Source organism: Microbacterium sp. YJN-G (genome assembly GCF_015040615.1).
GTDB lineage: Bacteria > Actinomycetota > Actinomycetes > Actinomycetales > Microbacteriaceae > Microbacterium.
Map to the genome: position 1 here is coordinate 559,612 of NZ_CP060402.1, position 25,482 is coordinate 585,093.

The window sequence follows — 25,482 nt, forward strand, 5'->3', positions numbered from 1 at the left end:
GCGTCGAAGCCATGGAGATCATGACTTCGGACCTCGGCCTCGCCGCTCGCGTCCAGCACCTCACGAAGACCTACGGTTCGGGCGCGGCCGGCGTGCGCGCCCTCGACGACATCAGCGTCGGCATCCGCCGCGGCCAGTTCACCGCGATCATGGGTCCCTCGGGTTCGGGCAAGTCGACGCTCATGCACATCATGGCCGGGCTCGACGCCCCGACCGAGGGCCGCGCCTGGATCGGCGACACCGACATCACCGGCCTCAGCGACATCGAGCTGACCGTGCTGCGCCGGCGCCGGGTGGGATTCATCTTCCAGGCGTTCAACCTGGTGCCCACGCTCGACGCGATCGGCAACATCCTGCTGCCGTTCGAGCTCGACGGCCGCCGTCCCAGCGCCATCGAGAAGGCCCGCATCGACGGGCTCGTCGAGCGGCTCGGGCTCGCCTCGCGCCTGAACCACCGCCCGCACGAGCTCTCGGGCGGCCAGCAGCAGCGCGTCGCCATCGCCCGTGCGCTGGCGACCGCCCCCGACCTGGTCTTCGCCGACGAGCCCACCGGCAACCTCGACTCGCGCACAGGACGCGAGGTGCTGCAGCTGCTCGCCACCGCCAGCCGCGAGCAGGGCCAGTCCATCGCGATGGTCACGCACGACGCGATCGCGGCGAGTTACGCCGACCGCGTGCTGTTCCTCGGCGACGGGCGCCTCACCGCCGATCACCCGCAGCAGAGCGCCGAGCAGATCGCCGCGCACATGCTCGCCGCCGAGGTGGCGGCATGAGCGCCGTCACCGCGACACCGCCCGCGAATGCGGCATCCGTCGTGCTCGACCGCCCTCGCCCCTCGCGCCTGGCATGGCTGCGCGAGCGGGGGATGGGCGCCAGCATCCTCGTCTCCGCGCTCGCCGCGGGGTTCGGCGTCGTCCTCGTCGAGGTGACCGTCTACATCGGCGAGATGCTGAAGGCCGACCCGTTCATCGGCGACAGCGAGACCCTCGCGATCGTCGTGGCGATCCTGTCGGTGCTGCTGACCGGTGTCGCCATGTACGTCGCCGCCATCGTCACGGCCAACACCTTCTCGACGATCATCGCCGGGCGCACGCGCCGGATCGCGCTCATGCGCCTGATCGGCGCCTCCGCCCGCTCGCAGCGTGCCGAGGTCACCGGCCAGGGCTTCGGGGTGGGGCTCGTGGGTGCCGCGATCGGCCTGGCCGCCGGCATCGGCCTCTCGGCGATCGGGATGCTGATCGGCGACCGCTTCCTCGAATTCACCCCCGAGCGGTTCACGCTCGTCCAGCCCGCCGTCGCGCTGCCCGTGATCGGCGTCGCACTGACCACCTGGCTCGCGGCGTGGGTCGGCTCGCGCCGGGTGCTGGCGGTCACCCCGCTGCAGGCACTGGGCGGCGCGGTCGAGCGCACGCACGGCGAGGTCGCCGCCCGCGGCGGACGCCACATCGGCGCTCTCGTGCTGCTGATCGCCGGCCTCGCCCTGCTCGCGGCCGGGGTGCTGCTCGGGCTGATCACCCCGCTGGGTGTGGTCGTGGCATTCTTCGGCGGCATCCTGTCGTTCACCGGTCTGTCGATCGGCGCGGCGCTCGTCATGCCGCCGATCCTGCGGCTGGTCGGCCGGTGGTTCGGCGGTGGCGCGACCGCCAGGCTCGCCGCCGAGAACGCGCTGCGGTACCCAGGGCGGTCCAGCCGGATGGCGATCGGCGTGGTGATGGGCGTGACCCTGGTGACCATGTTCGCCGTCGCACTGGAGTCGACGAAGGCGCTGCTGGGACGTCAGGCCGATGAGGCGACGCTGCAGGAGTCCTTCGCGGTGCTCGACGCCTTCGCCGCGGTCATGATGGTGCTCGTCGCGGTGTCGGCGGTGATCGCCGGCGTGGGCCTGGTGAACCTGCTCACCATCGGCGTCGTGCAGCGCACCCGCGAGCTCGGTCTGCTGCGCGCGGTCGGGCTGACCGGACCGCAGGTGCGCCGCATGGTGCTGCTGGAGACCGTGCACATCACGGTCGCGGCGACGCTGACGGGCCTCGTGCTCGGCATCGTCTACGGCTGGGTCGCCGCGCAGTCGCTGCTCGGATCGGTGCCGGTGCTGCCCGACTTCGAGCCGGCCGGGCTGGTGTACCCGGCGGTTCCGTGGCTGCCGGTCACGATCATCGTCGCGGCGACCGCGCTGCTCACGGTGGTCGCCGCGGTGACCCCGACGCGGCTGGCCACGCGCGTCGCGCCCGTCGAGGCGCTCGCCGCTGACTGAGTGCCGCGGGCGCCGGCGCGGGCCGGCTGAGCGTCGCCGGCGCCGGCTGAGTGCCGCCGGCGCCGCACGGCGCGGACGCGGACGGCTCCCGCCGCCGCTCGGGTGGGTGACCCGGGCGGCGGCGTGCCGGGCCGTAGGCTGGTCGGATGCCGTCGCCCTTCGACCAGTCCGCCTATCAGGTCCGTCTCGAGTGGGGCGCGGAGGGCCTGGCCCGCCTCGCCCCGGCCGATGTCGTGGTGGTCGTCGACGTGCTGCGGTTCTCATCGACGATGGCGGATGCCGTGGCCGCCGGCACCGAGGTGGCGCTGCAGGATGCCGTGACCTGGTCGACCAACGGGGCGGCCGTCGTGAAGGCCGCCGAGTCATCCGGCGCTGTCGTGCTGATCGGCGGCATCCGCAACGCCGCGGCGACCGCGCGGGCCGTCATGACGCTTCAGGAGCGCCGGGCCGATCGCACCTCCGTCACCGTCATCGCGGCGGGCGAGCGCGCGTCCGACGGCGGCCTGCGCTTCGCCGTCGAGGACCAGCTCGGGGCGGGCGCCGTGGTCGCGGCGCTCACCGAGCGCGGCATCGACCACTCCGCCCCCGAGGCGGCGGTCGCCGCCGAATCGTTCCACTCCCTGCGCCGGGCGCTGCGCCACCTGCTCAGTGCGAGCGGTTCGGGCCGCGAACTCGTCGACGGGGTGGTGTCGACGGCACGGATGGCCGAGGCCGGAATCCATCCCGCCACGACGGCGGAAGCGGCGGAACTGGATGCCGTCGACGCCGTCCCGGTGCTGCGCGACGGGGCGTTCGTGCGGTTCGCCTGAGCGACTCACCTGGCGCCCGCGCGTCGCGGCCCCGCTCGCGGGGATGCGCCTAAAGTCGGAGCATGAGGTACCTGCCCGCGTTCGTCGTAGACGTCGTCCTCGTGCTGATCTTCGCCGTGATCGGCCGTGCCTCGCACAACGAGGATCCGCTGGGTTTTCTGCTCACCGCCTGGCCGTTCCTCGTCGCCCTGGTCATCGGGCACGCGGTGGCCGCGCTCGTGCCGATGCGGCCGCGGCGGCCCTGGTCGCTGGGCTGGGGTGTCGTGACGTGGGTGGTGACGGTCGCCGGAGGGATGCTGCTGCGCATCGTCAGCGGCGACACGGCCGAGGCCGCGTTCATCATCGTCGCCACGCTCGTGCTGGGTGTGTTCCTGCTGGGCTGGCGTCTGGCCGCACTGCTCGTGCGTCGCTATCGCGGTGCGCGCGAGCCCGCCTGACCCGTCTCGATCGCGGGCGGCCGCACCCGGTCTCAGCGCGGCGCCTGTGCCGCCAGCCGGTCGGCGGCGGTGATCTCTCGGCGCGTCCAGGTGAACAGATAGCGCGCGTCGAAGCGGCGCGAGCACTTCGCGCACGAGGTCTCGCGCGCGGGCTTGCGATGCCGGTAGGCGACGTGTCCCGCCGGGCACTCGCCGATCCACGGCGCCAGCTCGGTCGCTGTCTCGCCGTGATGGGTCGTGCCGCCGACGTACCCCAGTTCGCGTGCGACGCGCCGCCACTCCGGACCGTGCGCGGCGGCGTGACCGGCGATCGCATGCGCGACCTCGTGCAGCAGCGTCTGATGGACCTCGTCGTCGTCGAACCGCGCGGCCAGGTACCGCGAGACCGTGATGCGCTTGCGCCGGTAGTCGCACAGCCCGGCCCGCCGCTTGGCGTGGTCGAAGTCGAACGTCCACGACTCGTCGAGATGCATGGCGATCAGCGCCTGTGCCCAGACGCGCACGCGGTTCGGATCGGCCATGAGATCAGAGTAGATCCGCCTACCGACATCGGCTCGGGCTGCGGTGGTCCGTTCCTCAGACCAGAACGTCGGACGTGGCGGCGCTGCGGCGCTCGGCGGCCTCGATGGCGCGCAGCGCCTTCTCGAGCTCACCGTCGTCGGCACCGGCCTCGCGGCGCAGGAACAGCGAGCGCTTGAAGCTCTCGCGGGCCTCGTCGAAGTCGCGCGCCTCGTAGGCGTTGCGGCCGTGGTGCTGGTGGGCGAAGGCGGCGATGCCGGCCCACCCCTGGCCCTCGGCCTCGTTCGCGCAGGTGGCGAGCTCCTGGGCGGCGGCGGCGTGCGCGCCGCGGTTCTGCAGCACGGTCGCGTGCAGCACGCGGGCGCGCAGCAGGTCCTTGCGGGTGCCGGCCATCCGGGCCTGACGCACGGTTTCATCGGCGAGCTCGAGGGCCTCATCGAGACGCTCGAGCACCTTCAGCAGCCACACCCGCTCCAGCAGCACCGGCAGGCTGCGCTGGTTCTCGATCTCGGCGAGCCGCGCGTTGCACTCGCGCTCATCGACGAGTTCGCGAAGGGTGTCGGGGTCGTATCCCTGGATCAAATTCACGACGTCTCCTCTCCGCGACTGCCGTCCAGTCTGCCTCGCCGACCTGGGAACCGTTCGAGGCACGCCCTGATACCGCCCAAACCGCCCGCGTCCACGTGCTCAGCGCAGGAAGATGCTCGCGTCGGGGCGCGGCGAGGCCACGGCATCCGCATCCGTCACGATCGCCGCCCCGCGCGCGAACGCGGCCACCTCGTCGCCCTGCACGATCTTCGCGGGGTGCGGGCCTGCGGCCAGGATCCGCGGCAGCCATTCGGTGGGGAGGGGACGAGCGGATGCCGCGAGCACGAGGTTGCCGAACCGGCGCCCCTTGAGCACCTGGGTGTCGGCGAGCAGGGCGATCTCGGGGAACACCGCCGCGGCCGTCGCGACCTGGCGGCGGGCGAACGCGAGCCCGGGACCGTCGGCGACGTTCACGAGCAGCACGCCGTCCGGGGCGAGCAGGTCGGCGATCTCGCGGTAGAACTCGACGCTGGTCAGGTGCGCGGGGGTCTGCGCCCCCGAGAACACGTCCGAGACGATGAGATCGCAGTTCCCGGTGAGCGCCGGGGGCAGCCGGCGCAGCCCCTCACGGGCATCCCCGATGCGGATGCGGATCGCCGCATTCCGGGGCAGCGGCAACTGCTCGCGCACGAGCGCGACCAGCGGCGCCTCGAGCTCGATCACCTGCTGGCGCGACCCCGGCCGGGTCGCCTCGATGTACCGCGGGATGGTGAGGGCGCCGGCACCGAGGTGCACGGCGCTCAGCGGAGCGGATGCCGAGGCGCCGAGCTGGTCGATCACCGCGCCCATGCGCACGATGTACTCGAAGTGCAGATGGGTGGGATCGTCGAGGTCGACGTGCGACTGCGGGGTGCCGTCGACGACGAGCTCGTACCCGCTGGTGAACTCGCTGGGCGCCACCTCGGCGATGCCGCCGTGATCCAGGCGGGCACGCGGATTCTCGGCATCCCGCCCGCGTGCTCGTCCCATGGGCTCGAGCCTATCCGCCCGCCCCGCGACCGGCGCCCGCGTCAGCGGCTGCCGGCGCAGGTCTCCTGGTTCAGGTCGATGCCGCTGATCTCGGGCGACAGCACCGTCGTGTCAGAGGTCGCCGACGCCGAGGGGGAGGGAGCCGGGCCGGGGGAGGCGGATGCCGTCGGCGTCGGCGTCGATTCAGGCGCCGGCTCCTCGGCGACCGCGCCGCCGTGGTTGCTGGCACGGCCGGTGATCTCCATCGACCGGCCGGCGCCGATGGCATCCCACATCGGCTGTGCGGCCTCTTCGTTCGGCACCACGCGCGCCGGGTCCTGCGGATCGTCGAGCGTCGGATACTGCAGGAACACGAAGTCCTCGAAGGGCACATCCTTCGTCGCCAGTGCGAGCTGGGCGAGCCGGCGCGGGTCGGCGAGCGTGTCACTGGGGTCGACGTTGGTCGCCACGGTGCTGGCCAGCCGCAGCAGCTTCGGGATGTCGGTGAGCGTCTCGCTGCTGAGCACCGTGCGCGCCAGCCGCGACATGTACTGCTGCTGATTCGAGATGCGCGCCAGGTCGCTGCCGTCGCCGATGCTCTTGCGCACCCGGATGAACTGCAGCGCCTCGTACCCCGAGATCGTGCGCGGCCCCGGCCCCCAGTCCAGTCCGGTCAGCTCGTCGTGCAGGCCGCGCTCGCCGATGCAGACCTCGACGCCGCCGATGGCATCCGTGATCTCCATCACGCCGTCGAAGCCGAGCTTCGCGGCGAAGCCGATCCGCAGCCCGCTGAGGTCGGTCACGGTCTTCGCCACGCACGAGAGCCCGGCGTGCGCGAACACCGTGTTGATCGGCGCCCGCGACATCCCGGATGCCGTGCTGCCGTCCTCGCGCTCGCACTCCGGCACCGCGACCATCAGGTCGCGCGGCAGCGAGACGACCGACACCTTGCGCGGCGACGCCGAGACGTGCACGAGCAGGTTGATGTCGTTCAGGACGCCGTCCTCGCGCTCGCAGCGCTCGCCGAGCCGCTCGGTCGAGACAGGCCCGCACTCGTCGGTGCCGATGAGCAGGATCGCGAAGGCGCCGGGGTACGCGCCCAGTGAGGGAGGGGCGACGTCAGGAGCATCCTCGAGCGGTACGGCATCCTCACTGACGCGCATCGCGAGATCCGCTGCGATGAATCCGACGACGCCCAGGGCGGCGACGACCACGACCGCGAGGGCGATGCCCAGCAGTCGCAGCAGCGTGCTGAACGCCGAGGGCGTCCGGTGCGGGGCGTGCCGGGCCTTCGAGGTCCGCTTCATGGCATCCGACACTACATCCGGCAGCCTGCGGAACGCCGTGTGAACTGCCCTTGTGCCGGGGCCCGGGGAGGACTAGCTTCGCTCTCGTGCGGCAAGGATGCCGCACCGAGCCGAATAGGGAGGCGACTCGTTTCTCTGGGGATGGGAACGAAGATGAAGAAGACCGCAGTGGGGACCGCACTGGCCCTGATGCTCGTCCTGGGCGGCGCAAGCGCGGCGATGGCGGGCGAGTACACCGGCAACGGGGGTGACGTGCCCGGGGGCGACAAGGCCCACTCCGCATGCCATTTCTCGGGCCGCGACCTGCCCGACGACGTCGAGGGGAACCCGATGGGTTTCGATGACGACGCCATCACGGACGGGCACGTGCAGAACTACGGGATGCTGGTGCGTGCAGGCATGAAGGGCGTCGAAGGCGGCCCCGGAGTGGCCTGCCGCGGCAACGTCATGCACGAGGGCTGATCCCGGCCGGCATCCGCGAGCGCCGGTCGTGCCGCCGCTCCGGATGCCGGCTTCCGCGTGCGCCCGCGGTGCCAATACCGCAGCATCGGGGATTGGTCAAGGATTCCCTTTGCCATGTCGCAAGATCTTGCGTATAGTTGGTAGTTGCGCTCGCTTCTCCGTGCCCTCATATGGTGGTCGGCAATCGTTGAGTTCTCGAGCGCGCACTCCACCGACGTCAGGAATCGACCAGCCCCATGCCCGGGGCTCACGGAGGTTACTCCCTTGGCTGCTGCTCAGAACGCATCCACATCCACCACCAAGAAGAACGGCCGCGGAGTATCCCGCCTCTCGTTCGCCAAGATCTCCGACACGCTGACTGTTCCGGATCTGCTTGCTCTGCAGACCGAGTCCTTCGGCTGGCTCGTGGGCAACGAGGACTGGAAGGCCCGCGTCGCCGAGGCCAAGAAGGCCGGCCGCACCGACGTCTCCGAGGTGTCGGGTCTGGGTGAGATCTTCGAGGAGATCTCCCCGATCGAGGACCTCGCCGAGACGATGCAGCTCTCGTTCACGAACCCGTACCTCGAGCCCGAGAAGTACTCGATCGAGGAGTGCAAGGAGCGCGGCAAGACCTACGCCGCCCCGCTGTACGTCGAGGCCGAGTTCATGAACCACCTCACCGGTGAGATCAAGACCCAGACGGTCTTCATGGGAGACTTCCCGCTGCAGACAGACAAGGGCACGTTCATCATCAACGGCTCCGAGCGCGTCGTGGTGTCGCAGCTCGTGCGCTCGCCGGGTGTCTACTTCGACAAGACCCCCGACAAGACCAGTGACAAGGACATCGTCACCGCCCGGGTCATCCCGAGCCGTGGTGCCTGGCTCGAGTTCGAGATCGACAAGCGCGACCAGGTCGGCGTGCGCATCGACCGCAAGCGCAAGCAGTCGGTCACGGTCTTCCTGAAGGCCCTGGGCATGACCAGCGAGGAGATCCTCGCCGAGTTCGCCGGCTTCCCCTCCATCGAGGAGACCCTCGCGAAGGACACCATCCTCACCAAGGAGGACGCGCTCCGCGACATCTACCGCAAGCTGCGTCCGGGCGAGCAGGTCGCCGCCGAGGCCGCCCGCGCGCTGCTGGACAACTTCTACTTCAACCCGAAGCGCTACGACCTGGCCAAGGTGGGGCGGTACAAGATCAACCAGAAGCTGGGCCTCGCCGGCTCGCTCACCGACTCGGTGCTGACCGTCGAGGACATCGTCGCGACCATCAAGTACCTGGTGCGCCTGCACCGCGGTGACGAGACGTTCGAGGGCATCCGCTCGGGCAAGAACACCGAGATCCGCATCGCCACCGACGACATCGACAACTTCGGCAACCGCCGCATCCGCGCCGTCGGCGAGCTGATCCAGAACCAGGTCCGCACCGGTCTGTCGCGCATGGAGCGCGTCGTCCGCGAGCGCATGACCACGCAGGACATCGAGGCGATCACCCCGCAGACCCTGATCAACGTGCGTCCCGTCGTGGCCGCGATCAAGGAGTTCTTCGGCACCTCGCAGCTGTCGCAGTTCATGGACCAGAACAACCCGCTCGCGGGTCTGACCAACAAGCGCCGCCTCTCGGCTCTGGGCCCCGGTGGTCTGAGCCGTGACCGCGCCGGCGTCGAGGTCCGTGACGTCCACCCCTCGCACTACGGCCGCATGTGCCCGATCGAGACCCCTGAAGGCCCGAACATCGGTCTGATCGGTGCGCTCGCGACGTTCGCGCGCATCAACTCGTTCGGCTTCATCGAGACGCCGTACCGCAAGGTCGAGGGTGGCAAGGTCACCGAGCACATCGACTACCTGACGGCGGCCGAGGAGGCCGACTTCAACATCGCCCAGGCGAACGCTCCGCTCGCGAAGGACGGCAGCTTCACCGAGAGCCACGTGCTCGCCCGCCCCCGCGGCGGATCGGGTGAGGTCGACCTGTTCCTGCCCGAGGAGATCGGCTACATCGACGTCTCGCCGCGCCAGATGGTGTCGGTCGCGACCTCGCTCGTGCCGTTCCTCGAGCACGACGACGCGCAGCGCGCGCTCATGGGCGCCAACATGCAGCGCCAGGCCGTGCCGCTGCTGCGCTCGGACTCGCCGCTGGTCGGCACCGGTATGGAGGGCTACACCGCCATCGACGCCGGTGACGTGGTCACCGCGCTCAAGGCCGGTGTCGTCAGCGAGGTCTCCGCGGACCGCGTCGTCGTCATGCTCGACGAGGGCGGCACGCAGGAGTACCACCTGCGCAAGTTCGACCGCTCGAACCAGGGCACGTCCTACAACCAGCGCGTGATCGTCAACGCCGGTGAGCGCGTCGAGGTCGGCGAGGTCATCGCCGACGGCCCCGCCACCCAGGACGGCGAGCTCGCGCTCGGCAAGAACCTGCTCGTCGCGTTCATGCCGTGGGAGGGTCACAACTTCGAGGACGCCATCATCCTCAGCCAGGAGCTGGTGAAGGACGACACCCTCTCGTCGATCCACATCGAGGAGTACGAGGTCGACGCCCGCGACACCAAGCTGGGCAAGGAGGAGATCACCCGTGACCTCCCCAACGTCAGCCCCGAGCTGCTGAAGGACCTCGACGAGCGTGGCATCATCCGCATCGGCGCCGAGGTCCGCCCCGGCGACATCCTCGTCGGCAAGGTCACGCCCAAGGGTGAGACCGAGCTGAGCGCCGAGGAGCGCCTGCTGCGCGCCATCTTCAACGAGAAGAGCCGCGAGGTCCGCGACACCTCCCTGAAGGTGCCGCACGGTGAGCAGGGCACGATCATCGCCGTCAAGGAGTTCAACGCCGAGGAGGGCGACGACGAGCTGGGCTCGGGCGTCAACCGCCGCGTCGTGGTCTACATCGCCCAGAAGCGCAAGATCACCGAGGGTGACAAGCTCGCCGGCCGTCACGGCAACAAGGGTGTCATCGCGAAGATCCTGCCCGTCGAGGACATGCCGTTCCTCTCCGACGGAACGCCGGTCGACGTAGTGCTGAACCCGCTCGGCATCCCGGGTCGAATGAACTTCGGTCAGGTGCTCGAGACCCACCTCGGATGGATCGCCAAGCAGGGCTGGAAGGTCGAGGGCAACCCGGAGTGGGCCGTCAAGCTCGCCCCCGAGGCCCGCGAGGCCGCCCCGGGCACCAAGGTCGCCACCCCGGTATTCGACGGTGCCGAGGAGCACGAGATCGCAGGGCTCCTCGACTCGACCCTGCCGACTCGCGACGGTGACCGCCTGATCGACCGCTCGGGCAAGACGCAGCTGTTCGACGGTCGCTCCGGCGAGCCGTTCCCGGCACCCATCTCGGTGGGCTACATGTACATCCTGAAGCTGCACCACCTCGTCGACGACAAGATCCACGCGCGCTCGACGGGCCCGTACTCGATGATCACCCAGCAGCCGCTCGGTGGTAAGGCGCAGTTCGGTGGTCAGCGCTTCGGTGAGATGGAGGTGTGGGCCCTCGAGGCCTACGGTGCCGCGTACGCGCTGCAGGAGCTCCTCACGATCAAGTCCGACGACATCCTCGGCCGCGTCAAGGTGTACGAGGCGATCGTCAAGGGCGAGAACATCCAGGAGCCCGGCATCCCCGAGTCGTTCAAGGTGCTCATGAAGGAGATGCAGTCGCTCTGCCTGAACGTCGAGGTGCTCTCGGCCGACGGCACTGCGGTGAATCTCCGCGACACCGATGACGAGGCATTCCGCGCAGCGGAGGAGCTCGGCATCAACATCTCCAGCCGTTTCGAAGCCGCATCGATCGACGAGATCTGATCTCGGCACATCGACAAGCGACAGATTTTTTCTAATAGGAGAACTAGTGCTCGACGCAACTACTTTCGATGAGCTTCGAATCGGCCTCGCCACCGCAGACGACATCCGTGGATGGTCGTACGGTGAGGTCAAGAAGCCCGAGACGATCAACTACCGCACGCTGAAGCCCGAGAAGGACGGCCTCTTCGGCGAGCAGATCTTCGGACCCTCCCGTGACTGGGAGTGCGCCTGTGGCAAGTACAAGCGCGTCCGCTTCAAGGGCATCGTGTGCGAGCGATGCGGCGTGGAGGTCACCAAGAGCTCCGTGCGCCGTGAGCGCATGGGCCACATCGAGCTCGCCGCCCCGGTGACGCACATCTGGTACTTCAAGGGTGTGCCCTCGCGCCTGGGCTACCTGCTCGACATGGCGCCGAAGGACCTCGAGAAGGTCATCTACTTCGCCGCGTACATGGTGATCTCGGTCGACGAGGATGCTCGTCACCGCGACCTCGCCACCCAGGAGAACAACATCCGCCTCGAGCTGAAGACGCTCGGCGACCGCCGCGACGCCAAGATCGCGGAGCGCCTGGCCAAGCTGGAGGAGGAGCTCGCAGCCCTTGAGGCCGAGGGTGCCAAGGCCGACGCCAAGAAGAAGGTCAAGGACGCCGCCGAGAAGGAGATGTCCCAGGTCCGCAAGGGCGCCGATGAAGCGATCGCCCGTCTCGAGCGCGTGTGGGAGGACTTCCGCACGCTCGAGGTCGGCGCGCTGCGCCCCGAGGACGACGTCTTCCACGAGCTGCAGGACCGCTTCGGTCAGTACTTCGAGGCCCACATGGGTGCCGAGTCGATCAAGCGCCGCCTGGAGACCTTCGACCTGAAGGCCGAGGCCGAGAGCCTGCACCTGCAGATCTCCGAGGGCAAGGGTCAGCGCAAGATCCGCGCGATCAAGCGCCTGAAGGTCGTCAACTCGTTCCTGGAGACCGGCATGAGCCCGGCCGCCATGGTGCTCGACGTTGTCCCGGTCATCCCGCCGGAGCTGCGTCCGATGGTTCAGCTCGACGGTGGCCGCTTCGCGACCAGCGACCTGAACGACCTGTACCGTCGCGTGATCAATCGCAACAACCGTCTTCGTCGTCTGATCGACCTCGGCGCCCCCGAGATCATCGTCAACAACGAGAAGCGGATGCTGCAGGAGGCCGTCGACGCCCTGTTCGACAACGGCCGTCGCGGCCGCCCCGTCACCGGCACCGGAAACCGCGCCCTGAAGTCCCTCAGCGACATGCTGAAGGGCAAGCAGGGGCGCTTCCGCCAGAACCTGCTCGGCAAGCGCGTCGACTACTCGGGCCGTTCGGTCATCATCGTCGGCCCGCAGCTGAAGCTGCACCAGTGCGGTCTGCCCAAGCAGATGGCCCTGGAGCTGTTCAAGCCGTTCGTGATCAAGCGCCTGATCGACCTCGGTCACTCGCAGAACATCAAGGCCGCCAAGCGTGCCGTCGAGCGCACCCGTCCCGAGGTGTGGGACGTGCTCGAGGAGATCATCCGCGAGCGCCCGGTGCTGCTGAACCGCGCCCCCACCCTGCACCGCCTGGGCATCCAGGCCTTCGAGCCGCAGCTCGTCGAGGGCAAGGCCATCCAGCTGCACCCGCTCGTCTGCGCGGCGTTCAACGCCGACTTCGACGGTGACCAGATGGCCGTGCACCTGCCGCTGTCGGTCGAGGCTCAGGCCGAGGCCCGTGTGCTGATGCTCGCCTCGAACAACATCCTCAAGCCGTCGGACGGCCGCCCGGTGACCCTGCCCTCGCAGGACATGATCATCGGTCTGCACCACCTGACCACGGTCAAGGAGGGTGCTGCCGGTGAGGGTCGTGCGTTCGGTTCGGTCGGTGAGGCGATCCTCGCCAAGGACGAGGGCACCCTCGACCTGCAGGCGAAGGTCCGCATCCGCATCCCGGGTCTGACCTTCCTCGAGGGCGAAGCGCCCGAGGGCTACGAGCGCCACGGCCTCGTGGACGCCTCACTCGGCCAGGCGATCTTCAACGACGCGCTGCCGAAGGGCTACCCCTTCGTGCGCGGCGTCGCCGACAAGGGCAAGCTGTCGCAGATCGTCAACAAGCTGGCCGAGGAGTACCCGAAGGTCGAGACCGCGGCCGCGCTGGACCGCATCAAGGACGCCGGCTTCTACTGGGCCACGCGTTCGGGTGTGACCGTCGCGCTGAGCGACATCCTCACCCCGCCGAACAAGGCCGAGATCGTCGCGACCTACGAGAAGCAGGCCGCGAAGGTCCAGTCGCAGTACGACAAGGGTCTGACCACCGACGCCGAGCGCCGTCAGGAGCTCATCAAGATCTGGACCGAGGCGACCGACGAGGTCCAGGCCGCGATGAAGGCGAACTTCCCCGAGGACAACACCATCAACCGCATGGTGTCGTCGGGTGCTCGTGGTAACTGGCTGCAGATCCGCAACATCGCGGGTATGCGTGGTCTGGTGAACAACCCCAAGGGTGAGATCATCCCCCGTCCGATCATCTCCTCGTACCGCGAGGGTCTGTCGGTGGCGGAGTACTTCATCGCGACGCACGGTACCCGTAAGGGTCTGGCCGACACCGCTCTGCGTACCGCCGACTCGGGTTACCTGACCCGTCGTCTGGTGGACGTCTCGCAGGACGTCATCATCCGCGAGCAGGACTGCGGCACGTCGAAGGGCCTCGAGCTCCCGATCGCCGCTCCGAACTCGCAGGGTGTGCTGGTGCGCGACGCGAACGTCGAGAACTCGGTGTTCGCCCGTACGCTGGCTGCCGACGTGGTCACCGAGGCCGGCGAGGTCGTCGCCTCTGCCGGTGACGACGTGGGCGACGTGCTGATCGACAAGCTGGTCGAGGCGGGTGTCGAGACGATCAAGGTCCGCTCGGTGCTGACCTGCGACTCGGCCGTCGGTGTCTGCGCGCAGTGCTACGGCCGTTCGCTCGCGACCGGCAAGACCGTCGACATCGGCGAGGCCGTCGGCATCATCGCGGCCCAGTCGATCGGTGAGCCCGGCACCCAGCTGACGATGCGTACCTTCCACACCGGTGGTTCGGCATCGGCGGATGACATCACCCAGGGTCTGCCCCGTGTGCAGGAGCTCTTCGAGGCTCGTACCCCGAAGGGCGCCTCCCCGATCGCCGAGGCCGACGGCCGCATCACGATCGAGGAGAACGAGAAGGCCAAGAAGGTCATCCTCACGCCTGACAACGGTGACGAAGAGGTGGTCTACCCGGTGCTGAAGCGTGCGACGCTTCTCGTCGAGGACGGCCAGCACGTCACGGTCGGTCAGCCCCTGCAGGTCGGCACGCTCGACCCCAAGGAGGTCATGCGAGTCATGGGTGCCCGCGAGGTGCAGAAGTACCTCGTCGGCGGCGTGCAGGGCGTGTACCGCTCGCAGGGTGTGCCGATCCACGACAAGCACATCGAGGTCATCGTGCGCCAGATGCTGCGCAAGGTCACCGTGGTCGACCACGGCGACACGACGCTGCTGCCTGGTGAGATGGTCGACCTGAAGCGCTACCAGATGATCAACCGCGAGGCCGTGGGCGAGGGCAAGCGCCCGGCATCGGGCCGTCCGGAGCTCATGGGTATCACCAAGGCGTCGCTGGCGACCGAGTCGTGGCTGTCGGCCGCGTCGTTCCAGGAGACGACCCGCGTGCTCACCCAGGCCGCCATGGAGGGCAAGAGCGACCCGCTGATCGGTCTCAAGGAGAACGTGATCATCGGAAAGCTGATCCCCGCCGGCACCGGTCTGCGCCGCTACCGCGACATCACGGTCGAGGCGACGGAAGAGGCCAAGAGCGAGCGCTACCCGAACCGGATCTTCGCATCCGACGGCGCGTACGCGGACGGCGACTTCGGCTACGTCGACTTCGACGCGTTCTCGACGGACGACATCACGCCCGGCACGTATAACTGAGTGCCGCTGATGTGACCTGGCCCCGGCCCCTCTTCGGAGGGCCGGGGCCTTGTCCGTCCCCCCCCGGGCCTTGTCCATCCCCGCGAGACTTGCCATTCAGCATGAGACAGAGTGCCAGGAGGCCTGTTTCGTGCCGGATGGCAAGTCTCGTTGGCGGGAGCGAGGGGAGCGCGGTGCGGAGCGCGCGGTAGTCTCACGGAGTGAGTACTGAGAGCAACGGCGTCGTCGTCATCGGCGATGCGCTGATCGATGAGATCAGGGATGCCGCGGGCGTCCGCGAGCTGGTCGGCGGGGCCGCGCTGAACGTCGCCGTCGGGCTGCGCCGGCTGGGCGTGCCCGTCACCCTGATCGCGATGCTCGGGGCGGATGCCGCGGGCGACCACATCCGCGAGTACCTCTCCGATCACGGCGTCGCGCTGATCGACAGCCCCTCGCCGCTCGGCTCGTCGCGCGCGGTCGTGCAGATGGTGGGTGGAGAGCCGCAGTACGTCTTCAACGACGCGGCTCAGCAGCGCAGCATCCGCTATTCCGAGGCCGCACGGGCGGCGATCCGGGATGCCGCGCTGGTCGCCGTCAGCTGCTTCCCGTTCGACGTCGAGGCGGAGGTGACGGCGCTGGCGGATGCCGTCGCCGACGCGCGCCTGGTGATCGACCCGAACCCGCGGGCCGGAATGCTGCACGACCGCGACGCGTTCGTGCGCGGCTTCGAGAGCCTCGCCGCGCGCACCGAGCTGGTCAAGGTCGGCTCGGACGATGCGGCGCTGCTGTACGACGGCGACCTCGGGGCGCTGCGCCGGCGACTGCGCGTGCTCGGTGCGGGTGCTGTGCTGGCAACAGCCGGGGCCGACGGTGCGGTGCTCGACACGGAGGCCGGCGAGTTCGCCGCGCCGATCGCGCAGCTTGCCGGACCCATCGTCGACACCGTCGGCGCGGGCGATGCCACGCTGTCGGCCGTCGCCGAGGGTCTTGTGGCGGGGCAGCCGTCGTCGGGCGAGGAGTGGCAGCGGCTGGTGGACCGTGCCATGGCGATCGCTGCGGCGACCTGCCGCGCTGAGGGTGGGCTGCTGCGCACTCCGGAGTCGCTCTCCGCGCCGGAGCGCGGCATCTTCGGCAGCTGATCGCCCGCCACAGCATCCGGTCGTCCGCTTCGGCAGCTGATCGCCCGCCGGCCTTTCCCCAGGTCGCGATCCGTCCCGTTCCACCCCGTTCAGGTCGCGATCCGTCCCGCTCCGGGGCTGGGAAAGCGTGACGGATCGCGACCCGGACGGGCCGCGGCGTGGCGGCGATCGCTCGATTTCTGTCGAGCGGTTCCGGCGGGTATGCTTGATCTTCGCGCCCCCGGTTGGCTGTTCAAGTCGGACGGGTGTGCACTGGCAAGTTGCCCGAGCGGCCAAAGGGAGCTGACTGTAAATCAGCCGCGTAAGCTTCGGGGGTTCGAATCCCTCACTTGCCACCGAATGATGAAGGGCCCCGCGATGCGGGGCCCTTCATCGTTTCAGCCGATAACCCTCAGCCCTCCGACAGGTCGAGCGCCCAGTCGTTCACGGTGAGATCGGCGTCGCGGAACGTCGTGGTGAACGTGCCGTGCAGGGTGAAGCCGTTGCGGCGGCACACGCCGTTCGATGCGAGGTTGTCGACGGAGGGGCAGGCGGTCAGCATCCGCCTCTCACCGCGGTGCGCACGCGCGTCGTCGATGAGTGCAGCCAGCGCTTGCGAGGCGATGCCGCGCCCCTGCGCCTCGGGCAGCACGAACCATCCCGTCTCGAACGCCGGCTCGTCGTGCCAGTCGAGGTTCCAATAGCCGATCGACCCGACGGGATGCCCGCCGTCGAGGATGACGAACATGTGGGCCTCGCCGGCCGCGTTGAGTCGCAGGTACCGCTCGTGCCGCTGCGCCACCTGCTCGTCGGTGCGTTAACCACATTCGCGGGTCCCATGTGGCCGCCTCCGAGGGGGACGAGGCAGCCCTATGGAACCCGCGAACGGGGCTGGGTGCGGGGCAGAAGCCCGACAGCAGAAACCCAGCAGTATGGAACGCCGCTCAGGCGGCGTTGCGGACGAGGATGCGCCAGCGCTCGGGGCCCTCGTCGAGGTAGCGGGTCTTGTACGCCCCGCCGTGCTTGGCCTGCAGCTGGGTGAGCAGCGGCACCGGGTTGTGGGTCGCCGAGATCACCATGGCGGCGCCAGGGCGCAGCGATTCGATCGCGCCGAAGATGGCGGCGTGACGCACGGCGTGCGGGATGGTCTGCACGTCGAGTTCGGGCAGCTCCTCGTCGTGTTCGCCGCAGTCGCATCCCGCGGTGGGGGACTGCTCGGTCGCCTCTGACCTCGACCGGTGGATCTCGATGTGGCCCATGATTTTCTCCGTCTCTGCGGGTAGGGGTTACGGCACTGATTTTATTACACTGATTACCGTGGAAAAGCATCAGGGTGCCGGAGAAAATCGGCCGGACGGGAACCGCCCCGACAATCGTCGCCGCGGCGCCGATGGCCGGCGGTACTCGTCCACGCGCGAGCGCATCCTGCGCGAGGTCGAGTCCCACGGCTCCGCATCCACCGCCGAGATCGTCGCCGCGACCGGGCTGCACGAGAACACCGTCCGCGAGCACCTCGACCGGCTGCGCATCGACGGCCGGCTGCGCCGCATCCGCGCCCAGGCGCAGGGCCGGGGCCGTCCCGGCTGGCGGTGGCAGGCCCCGCCCGCCGAGGTGGTGAGCCCCTACGCCGGACTCGCCCTCGCGCTCGCCGATACGGTCGCGCGGGTCGCCGCAGACCCCATCGCGCAGGCGCGCATCTCGGGCGAGCACTGGGGTGCTGAGATCGTCGCACAGCGAGCGGATGCCGGTGTCGATGCGCGTTCGCTGGTCGTCGACGTCATGCGCGAACAGGGGTTCGCGCCCGCCGAGTCGGGCGACGACATCGTGCTGCACCGCTGCCCGCTGCTGGCGGCCGCCGCCCGCCGCACCGACGTCGTGTGCGCGGTGCACGAGGGCATGATCGCCGGGATCGCCGGCACACACGACGAGAAGACGGATGCGGCACTGCTGCCGTTCCGCGCCGACGGGGCCTGCATCCTGCGGCTGCGTGCGTCGTGAGCGCCGCCCGAACCCCCGTGACCCGTGCGGTGAACCGGAGCCGGCCCCGGCTGCCGTTGCGGATGCTGTGGATGCTGCCCGCCGGCCTCGCCCTGCTCGCCGGCCTCGACGCCGGCCTGCTGCTTCTCGGGCTGCCCGCCCCGGTCACGACCGAGCGCCTGCCCGATGTGCACGGGATGCTGCTGGTGCTCGGCTTCGTGGGCACTCTCATCAGCCTCGAGCGCGCGACCGCCTGGGCGCGTCCGCTGGGCTTCGTCGCCCCGGCGCTGCTCGGCGTCGGCGGCATCCTGCTGGTCACGATCCCCGTGTCGCTGGTGGTCGCGAAGATCGTGCTGGCCGCGGGCGCGGCATCCTTCCTGCTGCTCTATGTGCCGCTCTGGCGCCGGCAGTACGACGCGGCGCTGCTCACGCAGCTGCTCGCCGCGGGGCTCGCCCTCGCGGGTGCGGTGATCTGGATCGGGCAGGACACGATGACCCGCATCATCCCGTGGCTGATCGGGTTCCTCGTGCTCACGATCGCCGCCGAGCGCGTGGAGCTCGCGCGCATCACCATGGGGCCGCAGGCCGGCATCCGGCTGCTGCTGCACGGCTGGGGCGTGACCGGCGCGCTGATCGTCGGCCTCGTCTTCCCTGACGCCGGGGCGATCCTGCTCGGCATCACCCTGCTGTCGCTGACCGGCTGGCTCATCGTGCACGACGTCGCCCGGCGCACGATCCGTGCGTCCGGGGTGACGCGCTACATGGCCGCGTGCATCCTCGCCGGATACGTCTGGCTCGCCGTCGCCGGGGTCGTGCTGCTGCTCGGCTATCCCACCGAGCAGCCCGCCTACGACGCGGTGATCCACGCCATCTTCCTGGGCTACACGTTCTCGATGATCATGGCCCACGCGACCACGATCCTCCCGGCCGTGCTGCACATCCCGCTGCCGTATCGACCTGCGTTCTGGGCGCCGATCGCGCTGCTGCAGGTCGCGCTGGTCGTGCGGGTGTGGGTCGGTGACGGCCTCGGGATGCCGCTGGCCTGGCAGGTCGGCGGAGTGCTCGGCGTCGCCGCCCTGCTGCTGTTCGTGCTCACCGCCGTCACGAGCGCCGTGCTGGGTGCCCCGCGCCGCCCCTCCGCCGCACCCCGCCCCTCCGCCGCCACCCGCCCCTCGCGCGAAACGCAGGAGACCACACGAAATCAAGGAGCAGAATCCCAGATGGGTCCTGCATTCCGTGCGAAGTCCGTCGAATCGAGTGAGTCCCGATGAACCCCGACCTCAGCTCCGCCCGCGCCGAAGGCCACGAGCCCGCCGCGTCCACCAAGCCCAAGCGCCCCCGCAACCGCGGGTTCTGGCCGATGCGCGACCTGCCGACGAGCATCTGGCTGCTGCTGACGATCATCGCCGCGGTCGCGCACCGTGCGCTGCCGATGCCGGGCTGGCTGATGATCCACCTGCTGCTGCTGGGCGCCGTCACCCACGCGATCCTGGTGTGGAGCCAGTACTTCTCGTTCGCGCTGCTGCGCAGCCGGGCCGATGAGGCCGACCTGCGCTCGCAGAACATCCGCCTCATCCTCAGCAACGCCGGCGCGGCCGTCATCGTCACGGGCGTGCTCACCGGCATCTGGCCGGTCACCCTCGTCGGCGCGGCATCCCTGATCACCGCGGTGGTGTGGCACGGCGTGAGCCTGGTCCGGCGCACCCGGGGCAGCATCCCGGGCCGTTTCGGTCGCACGATCCGCTACTACATCGCCTCCGCCGCGCTGCTCACGATCGGCGCCGCGCTGGGCGCGTGGCTGGCCCGCGGCGACGGTGCACCGAACCTCGTGCTCGCGCACGTGTTCCTCAACGTGCTCGGCTGGATCGGGTTGACCGTCGCCGGCACCGTCGTCACGCTGTGGCCCACGATCCTGCGCACCCGCGCCGACGAGCACGCGGCATCCGGTGCGGCCAAGGCGCTGCCCGCGCTCGCCGCCGGAGTTCTCGTCGCGGCGGTCGGCGCCGCACTCGGACAGCTGCTCGTCGTCGCCGTCGGACTCGCCGGGTACCTGGCGGGCCTGATCGTGATCGGCGTCTCGCTGCTGCGCGCCGCCCGCCAGAAGGCACCGCGCAGCTTCGCCGCACTCTCGGTCGGCATGGCGCTGGTCTGGTGGGCCGGGGCCGTCGCCATGGTCGCGGGCGGCGCGGTCGTCGCGTTCACCGCCGGCACTGGGTTCGAGGCCCTCTCGACGCTGGTCGACCAGGTGGTGCCCTACCTCGCCGCCGGCTTCGCCGCGCAGGTGCTGGTCGGAGCCCTCAGCTACCTGATCCCCGTCGTGCTCGGCGGCGGCCCGACCCCGGTGCGCATCGGCACGACCGCGCTCGACGCCGCCGGCCCGCTGCGGGTGTCGGTCGCGAACGCCTCGCTCGCGGTGTGTGCGCTGCCGGTGTCGAGCCTCATGCGGGTGGTCGCCTCGATGCTGTACCTCGTGGCCATGGCATCCTTCCTCGTCGTGATGCGCCGGGCGATGGGCGCGCAGCGCCGCGCCAAGCTCGCGGCCCTCGCGGCGGGTCCGGGGCGCACCCCCGCAATGGCGCAGAACGGCACAGCGGATGCCGAGACCCGGGGCGTCTCCGAGGCACCCACATCGGATGCCGAATCGGATGCGGCCGCTGGATCCGCGCGGTCGGATGCCACAACGCGCACGACCGCGCTCGCAACTCCCGCGACGGATGCCACAACGCGCACGACCGCGCTCGCAACCCCGGCCGCAGGCGCGGGAAAGGGCGGCGGGCGCCGGCGCGGGCCGATGGTCCCGGAGGGCGAGCAGCCCCGCGGACGACGCGCAGGGCAGGCCGTCGCCGGCCTGCTGTCCGTCGTGCTCGTCGCCGCGATCACCGCCGCGGTGGATCCGGCGGGTCTGGGCTGGAGTGCGACCCCGACCGGACCGGCGGATGCTCCCGTGCAGACCGTCCAGGTCGAGGCGGCCGACATGCGCTTCACCCCCAACCGCATCGAGGTGCCCGCAGGGACCCGCCTGATCATCGAGATCACCAACACCGATGACGAGCAGGTGCACGACCTCGTCTTCGCGAACGGCGTCGCCGGTGAGCGGCTCGCGCCGGGGGAGTCGCAGACCATCGACGTCGGAGTGATCAGCGCCGACCTCGACGGGTGGTGCTCGATCATCGGCCACCGGCAGATGGGCATGACGATGCAGATCGTCGCGACCGGAGCATCCGCCGATCCCGCCCCGGCGGCGACCGACGATCCCGCGGGTCACGCCGACCACGAGATGCCCGCCATGCCTGACATGGCCGCCGAGCCGGGCGACGACTTCACCCCCTACGACGCCGTGCTGCCCCCGCTGCCGGCATCCGATGGTCCGGTGACCCGCGAGCTGACCCTCACCGTGCGCGATGAGGAGAAGGAGGTCTCGCCGGGGATCACGCAGACGCTGTGGACGTACAACGGCTCCGCGCCCGGGCCGCTGCTGCACGGGAAAGTCGGCGACAGGTTCGTCATCACGCTCGAGAACAAGGCGTCGATGGGGCATTCGATCGACTTCCACGCCGGGGCGCTCGCGCCCGACCGGCCGATGCGGACCATCGCCCCGGGTGAGAGCCTCACTTACACGTTCACCGCGACACGCGCCGGCATCTGGATGTACCACTGCTCGACCATGCCGATGACCGCGCACATCGCCAATGGCATGTACGGCGGCGTGATCATCGAGCCCGACGACCTGCCCGCGGTCGACCGCAGCTACGTGCTCGTGCAGGGGGAGTACTACCTCGGCGACCACGACGGCGGCATGGTCGACATGGACCGTGTCGCCACCCGGAACCCCGACCTGGTCACCTTCAACGGCTACGCGAACCAGTACGACCACGCGCCGCTGCCGGCGACCGTCGGCGAGCGGGTGCGGGTGTGGGTGCTGGATGCCGGCATCGAGCGGCCGTCGAGCTTCCACGTGATCGGCGGGCAGTTCGACACCGTGTGGGTCGAGGGGGCGTACCTGCTGAACCGCTCGGAGACCACCGGCTCGCAGGCACTGGGCCTGCAGCCCGCGCAGGGCGGATTCGTGGAGCTGAACTTCCCCGAGGCGGGCAGCTACCCGTTCGTGTCGCACTTCATGATCGACGCCGAGCGCGGCGCCCACGGCCTCTTCACCGTGACCGACTGACCCCTGCCGCCGGCGCCCGCGCCCGCGCCCGCCGGCGCGGCGCCGCCGTCCCGGCGCCGACTGCCGCTTCCGCTGAGAAACCACATCCAGCGCGAGAAACCACGGCACAGACGGTTTCTCATGCGAAATGTGGTTTCTCGCGGAGGAGGCGGGGGAGCGCCCCGAAGGTTGGTATACCATTCGGGGGTGGTGAAGGAGAGCGCGATGAAGAAGGTCCGTACGAGTCTGCTGGCGCTCGCCGCACTGTTCGCCGTGGGCGGGCTGCTCGGCTGCTCACCGGCATCCGAGTCCTCCGCGACGCCGGCCGCCGACGCGACCGAGGCGCTGTGGGATGCCGTCGAAGCCGCGGATGCGGATGCCGCGCAGCGCGCGATCGACGACGGCGCCGACCTCGAGGCGCGCGGTGACGGCGAGGCGACGCCCCTGGTCGCCGCCACCAAGCGCAACCTCGCCGCTGTCGCGCGGGTTCTCATCGACGCCGGCGCCGACGTGAACGCCAAGGACGGCATCCAGGATTCCGCCTTCCTCTACGCGGGAGCCGAGGGCTTCGACGAGATCCTGCGGCTGACGATCGCTGCGGGCGCCGATGTGACCAGCACCAACCGGTACGGCGGCACCGCGTTGATCCCCGCCAGCGAGCACGGGCACGTGAGCACTGTGCGCATCCTCATCGAGGCCGGCGTGCCGGTCGACCACATCAACAACCTCGGCTGGACCGCCATGCACGAGGCGATCATCCTCGGCGACGGCGGACCCGACCAGGTCGAGACCGTGCGGCTGCTGCTCGAGGCCGGTGCCGACCCCGACATCACCGAGGGGAACGGCCTCACCTCACGCGAGCTCGCCGTCGAGCACGGCTACGACGAGATCGTCGCCGTCATCGACGCGGCTTCGGCAGAATGAGCGGCATGAGCATCGCACCCGCCACCGACCCCGTCGACCTCGTGCACCTGCGCCGGTGCGTCGACCTCGCCCGTGAGGGACTGGATGCCGGTGACGAGCCCTTCGGCTCGCTGCTGGTGGATGCCTCGGGTGCAGTGCGCTTCGAAGACCGCAACCGCGTCGCGGGCGGCGACCACACCCGGCATCCGGAATTCGAGATCGCCCGCTGGGCCGCCGCGAACCTGACCCCCGGCGAGCGCCGCGCGAGCATCGTCTACACCTCGGGTGAGCACTGCCCGATGTGCAGCGCCGCGCACGCCTGGGTCGGCCTGGGGCGCATCGTCTACGCGACCAGCTCCGCGCAGCTGGTGCAGTGGCGTGCCGGTTGGGGGCTCGAGCCCGGTCCGGTGGCCGCGCTCCCGATCGGCGAGGTGGCACCGGGAATCGAGGTGACCGGACCCGCACCCGAACTCGTGGACGAGGTGCGAGAGCTGCAGCACCGGCTCGCCGAGCGCTCGCGCTGAGCGGCAGAGCACCAGAGCGAGCCGGCGCCATATGAGATGGGGCCCCGCGTTCCGGAACGCGGGGCCCCATCTGGACTCGACCTGCATGTCGTGACATGCGCTGCCCGGCGATGTGGGGAACGGGCGGCGGGTGATCCGGGCCGAACCCGGTGCTCGTCTCACTCGCCCACCGGTACGGGCGGTCGCTGGGCTTTCATGTCCTCCATGCTCGCGGCGGCGTCACGGGCATCGTCGGCCGGCTGGGCGAGGCGTACGCCTCGCTCGAGGCCGCCATGCGCGACGGAGAGGCGAGCATGATCGACGCCGCGACGCGCAGGGTGTTCCTGATCGACGTCGATAGCGCGGGCACCGCTTCCTAGACTGGAGCGATGCGACCACTCACCGAGGCCCAGGTCCGCGAGGCGATCCGGAACGCGGATGCCGACGAGATCGCGGAGATCGGGATGCCGCACGACTTCATCCTCACCGACTGGGACTACATCGACTTCCTCGCCTGGCGCGATCCGGAATCGAGCAGGCGCGCGGTGGTGATCGTCGAGCACGAGGGGATGCCGATGGGCATCGTGCTGCGCGCGACGGACCCGAGCCGCGTGCGGTCGGGGATGTGCAACATCTGCCACACGCTGCAGCCGGGCAACCAGGTGGCGCTGCTGACCGCGCGCCGTGGGGGAGCGAAGGGACGCCGCGGGGATTCCGCCGGCACGTACATCTGCGCCGACCTCTCCTGCCACGACAACGTGCGCCTCGCGCATCCGCTGGCCCCGAACGAGGTGCGTGCACCCGGCCAGGCCGACATGCGCCTGGACGGCACGCGCCGCCGCATGGAGTCCTTCGTCGTGCGGGTGCTCAGCGAGGAGTGAGGCGCGGCCGGTCGGCCGCCGCCCGCCCCGTGCCGCTCTCCGTGACCCCGTGCGCTGCGTGAGCCTGAGTCCCGGATAGGCTGGCACCGAAGTCCTGCGCATCGAAGGAGAGCCATGACCGATTCCATCCTGCTCACGGTCGACGAGGGTCTCGCCCGCCTCACCCTGAACCGCCCCGCGAGCCTGAACGCGTTCGACCAGGAGCTCGCCATGGCCTGGCGGGATGCGACGACCGAGGCCGTGTCGCGCGACGACGTGCGGGCGATCCTGCTGCAGGGCAACGGCCGGTCGTTCTGCGCCGGCGGCGACGTGATCGCGATGGCGAAGGGCATGAGCGGCGGCAGCGAGATCACCGCGCTGGCGCAGGTGATCAACGAGGGCATCCTGTCGCTGACGACCTCGTCGATCCCCGTCGTGGCGGCCGCGCACGGCACGACAGCCGGCGGGGGCCTGGGCATCCTGATGTGCAGCGATTACGCGGTGGTCGGCGCGAGTTCCCGGATCGGCAGCCTGTACGCGAACATCGGGCTCACGCCCGACCTGTCGGTCTCGGCGCAGCTGGCGCGCGCCGTCGGCGAGCGGCGGGCCCTGCAGCTGGTGCTGCAGGACCGCCTGCTGACGGCATCCGAGGCGGTGGAGTGGGGTCTGGTCGCCGAGGCGGTCGCCGCCCCGTCGGCGGAATCCGGGGCCGCGGATGCCGAGGCCGAGGCGGATGCCGTGCGCGAGCGCGCCGAGCAGATCGCGCGGTTCTGGCTGGCCGGCGCCGCCGGCGCCTACGGACAGGCCAAGCGGCTGGTGCGCTCGCAGCCGTCGCGCAGCTACGCCGACCATCTCGCGGAGGAGGCGCGCTCGATCGGCGAGGCGTTCGACACGCCGGATGCGCGGGCCCGGGTGGCGGCCTTCGCGTCGGGCTCGCGGAAGGCGTCGCGCTGAGGCATCCCGCTGAGGCATCCCGCTGAGTCGTCG

Annotated in this window: 22 protein-coding genes and 1 tRNA gene; 17 read left to right on the forward strand and 6 right to left on the reverse strand. The window is 70.1% G+C overall.

The window, feature by feature from the left end; genetic code table 11:
• The first annotated feature begins 11 nt into the window (after positions 1-11).
• The 4 genes from H7694_RS02675 to H7694_RS02690 all read left to right on the forward strand — a co-directional run bounded on the left by H7694_RS02675 (position 12) and on the right by H7694_RS02690 (position 3,497).
• Positions 12-773 (forward strand): ABC transporter ATP-binding protein, encoded by a 762-nt coding sequence (locus H7694_RS02675; RefSeq protein ID WP_193598015.1) that lies wholly within the window; start codon positions 12-14, stop codon positions 771-773.
• The gene (locus H7694_RS02680) at positions 770-2,251 is read left to right on the forward strand and encodes an FtsX-like permease family protein (protein WP_413782923.1); all 1,482 of its coding nucleotides are present in this window, start codon (positions 770-772) and stop codon (positions 2,249-2,251) included. Before H7694_RS02675 ends, H7694_RS02680 begins: the two co-directional genes overlap by 4 nt.
• Before the next feature lie 146 nt (positions 2,252-2,397).
• On the forward strand, positions 2,398-3,060 hold the full coding sequence (locus H7694_RS02685; protein ID WP_193598016.1) for a 2-phosphosulfolactate phosphatase: 663 nt from the start codon (positions 2,398-2,400) through the stop codon (positions 3,058-3,060).
• A gap of 62 nt (positions 3,061-3,122) precedes the next feature.
• The gene (locus H7694_RS02690) at positions 3,123-3,497 is read left to right on the forward strand and encodes a DUF3054 domain-containing protein (RefSeq protein WP_193598017.1); all 375 of its coding nucleotides are present in this window, start codon (positions 3,123-3,125) and stop codon (positions 3,495-3,497) included.
• A gap of 32 nt (positions 3,498-3,529) precedes the next feature.
• Here the strand turns inward: H7694_RS02690 and H7694_RS02695 are convergent, their stop codons facing one another.
• From H7694_RS02695 to H7694_RS02710, 4 genes are all read right to left on the reverse strand, one after another.
• On the reverse strand, positions 3,530-4,018 hold the full coding sequence (locus H7694_RS02695; protein ID WP_193598018.1) for a SprT-like domain-containing protein: 489 nt from the start codon (positions 4,016-4,018) through the stop codon (positions 3,530-3,532).
• A gap of 55 nt (positions 4,019-4,073) precedes the next feature.
• Complete coding sequence (locus H7694_RS02700) at positions 4,074-4,604, reverse strand: hypothetical protein (RefSeq protein WP_193598019.1); 531 nt, start codon at positions 4,602-4,604, stop codon at positions 4,074-4,076.
• Between the two features lie 99 nt (positions 4,605-4,703).
• On the reverse strand, positions 4,704-5,573 hold the full coding sequence (locus H7694_RS02705; RefSeq protein ID WP_193598020.1) for a spermidine synthase: 870 nt from the start codon (positions 5,571-5,573) through the stop codon (positions 4,704-4,706).
• 41 nt (positions 5,574-5,614) lie between these two features.
• Positions 5,615-6,859, reverse strand: coding sequence for an LCP family protein (locus tag H7694_RS02710; protein WP_193598021.1), 1,245 nt, complete (start codon positions 6,857-6,859; stop codon positions 5,615-5,617).
• 153 nt (positions 6,860-7,012) lie between these two features.
• On the opposite strand from H7694_RS02710, the gene H7694_RS02715 reads away from it, so the two are divergent.
• The 5 genes from H7694_RS02715 (at position 7,013) to H7694_RS02735 (ending at position 16,461) form a co-directional block, all read left to right on the forward strand.
• Positions 7,013-7,321: a hypothetical protein gene (locus tag H7694_RS02715; RefSeq protein ID WP_193598022.1), complete on the forward strand. Its 309-nt coding sequence runs from the start codon at positions 7,013-7,015 to the stop codon at positions 7,319-7,321.
• Positions 7,322-7,585: 264 nt separating this feature from the next.
• On the forward strand, positions 7,586-11,086 hold the full coding sequence (locus H7694_RS02720) for a DNA-directed RNA polymerase subunit beta (protein WP_193598023.1): 3,501 nt from the start codon (positions 7,586-7,588) through the stop codon (positions 11,084-11,086).
• Between the two features lie 46 nt (positions 11,087-11,132).
• On the forward strand, positions 11,133-15,008 hold the full coding sequence (rpoC, locus tag H7694_RS02725; protein ID WP_193598024.1) for a DNA-directed RNA polymerase subunit beta': 3,876 nt from the start codon (positions 11,133-11,135) through the stop codon (positions 15,006-15,008).
• 200 nt (positions 15,009-15,208) lie between these two features.
• Positions 15,209-16,126 carry a PfkB family carbohydrate kinase gene (locus tag H7694_RS02730; protein ID WP_193598025.1) on the forward strand — a complete coding sequence of 306 codons (918 nt, stop codon included), beginning with the start codon at positions 15,209-15,211 and terminating at the stop codon, positions 16,124-16,126.
• Between the two features lie 254 nt (positions 16,127-16,380).
• Positions 16,381-16,461, forward strand: a tRNA-Tyr gene (locus H7694_RS02735).
• A 56-nt stretch (positions 16,462-16,517) separates the two neighbouring features.
• On the opposite strand, the gene H7694_RS02740 is transcribed toward H7694_RS02735, so the two are convergent.
• Together H7694_RS02740 and H7694_RS02745 are read right to left on the reverse strand one after the other, a co-directional pair.
• The gene (locus tag H7694_RS02740) at positions 16,518-16,907 is read right to left on the reverse strand and encodes a GNAT family N-acetyltransferase (protein ID WP_193598026.1); all 390 of its coding nucleotides are present in this window, start codon (positions 16,905-16,907) and stop codon (positions 16,518-16,520) included.
• Between the two features lie 142 nt (positions 16,908-17,049).
• A complete protein-coding gene (locus tag H7694_RS02745; RefSeq protein ID WP_193598027.1) occupies positions 17,050-17,364 on the reverse strand; it encodes a DUF2249 domain-containing protein in 315 nt (104 codons plus the stop codon).
• Positions 17,365-17,422: 58 nt separating this feature from the next.
• Here H7694_RS02745 and H7694_RS02750 point away from each other — a divergent pair, with 58 nt between their 5' ends.
• The 8 genes from H7694_RS02750 to H7694_RS02785 all read left to right on the forward strand — a co-directional run bounded on the left by H7694_RS02750 (position 17,423) and on the right by H7694_RS02785 (position 25,449).
• The gene (locus H7694_RS02750; RefSeq protein WP_193598028.1) at positions 17,423-18,103 is read left to right on the forward strand and encodes a helix-turn-helix transcriptional regulator; all 681 of its coding nucleotides are present in this window, start codon (positions 17,423-17,425) and stop codon (positions 18,101-18,103) included.
• On the forward strand, positions 18,100-19,353 hold the full coding sequence (locus H7694_RS02755; RefSeq protein ID WP_227468253.1) for a hypothetical protein: 1,254 nt from the start codon (positions 18,100-18,102) through the stop codon (positions 19,351-19,353). The genes H7694_RS02750 and H7694_RS02755 overlap by 4 nt, the downstream gene beginning before the upstream one ends.
• Positions 19,350-22,250: a multicopper oxidase domain-containing protein gene (locus tag H7694_RS02760; protein WP_227468254.1), complete on the forward strand. Its 2,901-nt coding sequence runs from the start codon at positions 19,350-19,352 to the stop codon at positions 22,248-22,250. Before H7694_RS02755 ends, H7694_RS02760 begins: the two co-directional genes overlap by 4 nt.
• 204 nt (positions 22,251-22,454) lie before the next feature.
• Entirely contained in the window at positions 22,455-23,153 is a 699-nt protein-coding gene (locus tag H7694_RS02765) for an ankyrin repeat domain-containing protein (RefSeq protein WP_193598029.1), read from the forward strand.
• A gap of 5 nt (positions 23,154-23,158) precedes the next feature.
• The gene (locus H7694_RS02770) at positions 23,159-23,656 is read left to right on the forward strand and encodes a nucleoside deaminase (protein ID WP_193598030.1); all 498 of its coding nucleotides are present in this window, start codon (positions 23,159-23,161) and stop codon (positions 23,654-23,656) included.
• A 149-nt stretch (positions 23,657-23,805) separates the two neighbouring features.
• Complete coding sequence (locus H7694_RS02775; RefSeq protein WP_193598031.1) at positions 23,806-24,015, forward strand: hypothetical protein; 210 nt, start codon at positions 23,806-23,808, stop codon at positions 24,013-24,015.
• 9 nt (positions 24,016-24,024) lie between these two features.
• Complete coding sequence (locus H7694_RS02780) at positions 24,025-24,516, forward strand: FBP domain-containing protein (RefSeq protein WP_193598032.1); 492 nt, start codon at positions 24,025-24,027, stop codon at positions 24,514-24,516.
• 114 nt (positions 24,517-24,630) lie between these two features.
• Positions 24,631-25,449, forward strand: a complete 819-nt coding sequence (locus H7694_RS02785; protein WP_193598033.1) for an enoyl-CoA hydratase/isomerase family protein — start codon at positions 24,631-24,633, stop codon at positions 25,447-25,449.
• Positions 25,450-25,482 lie beyond the last annotated feature (33 nt).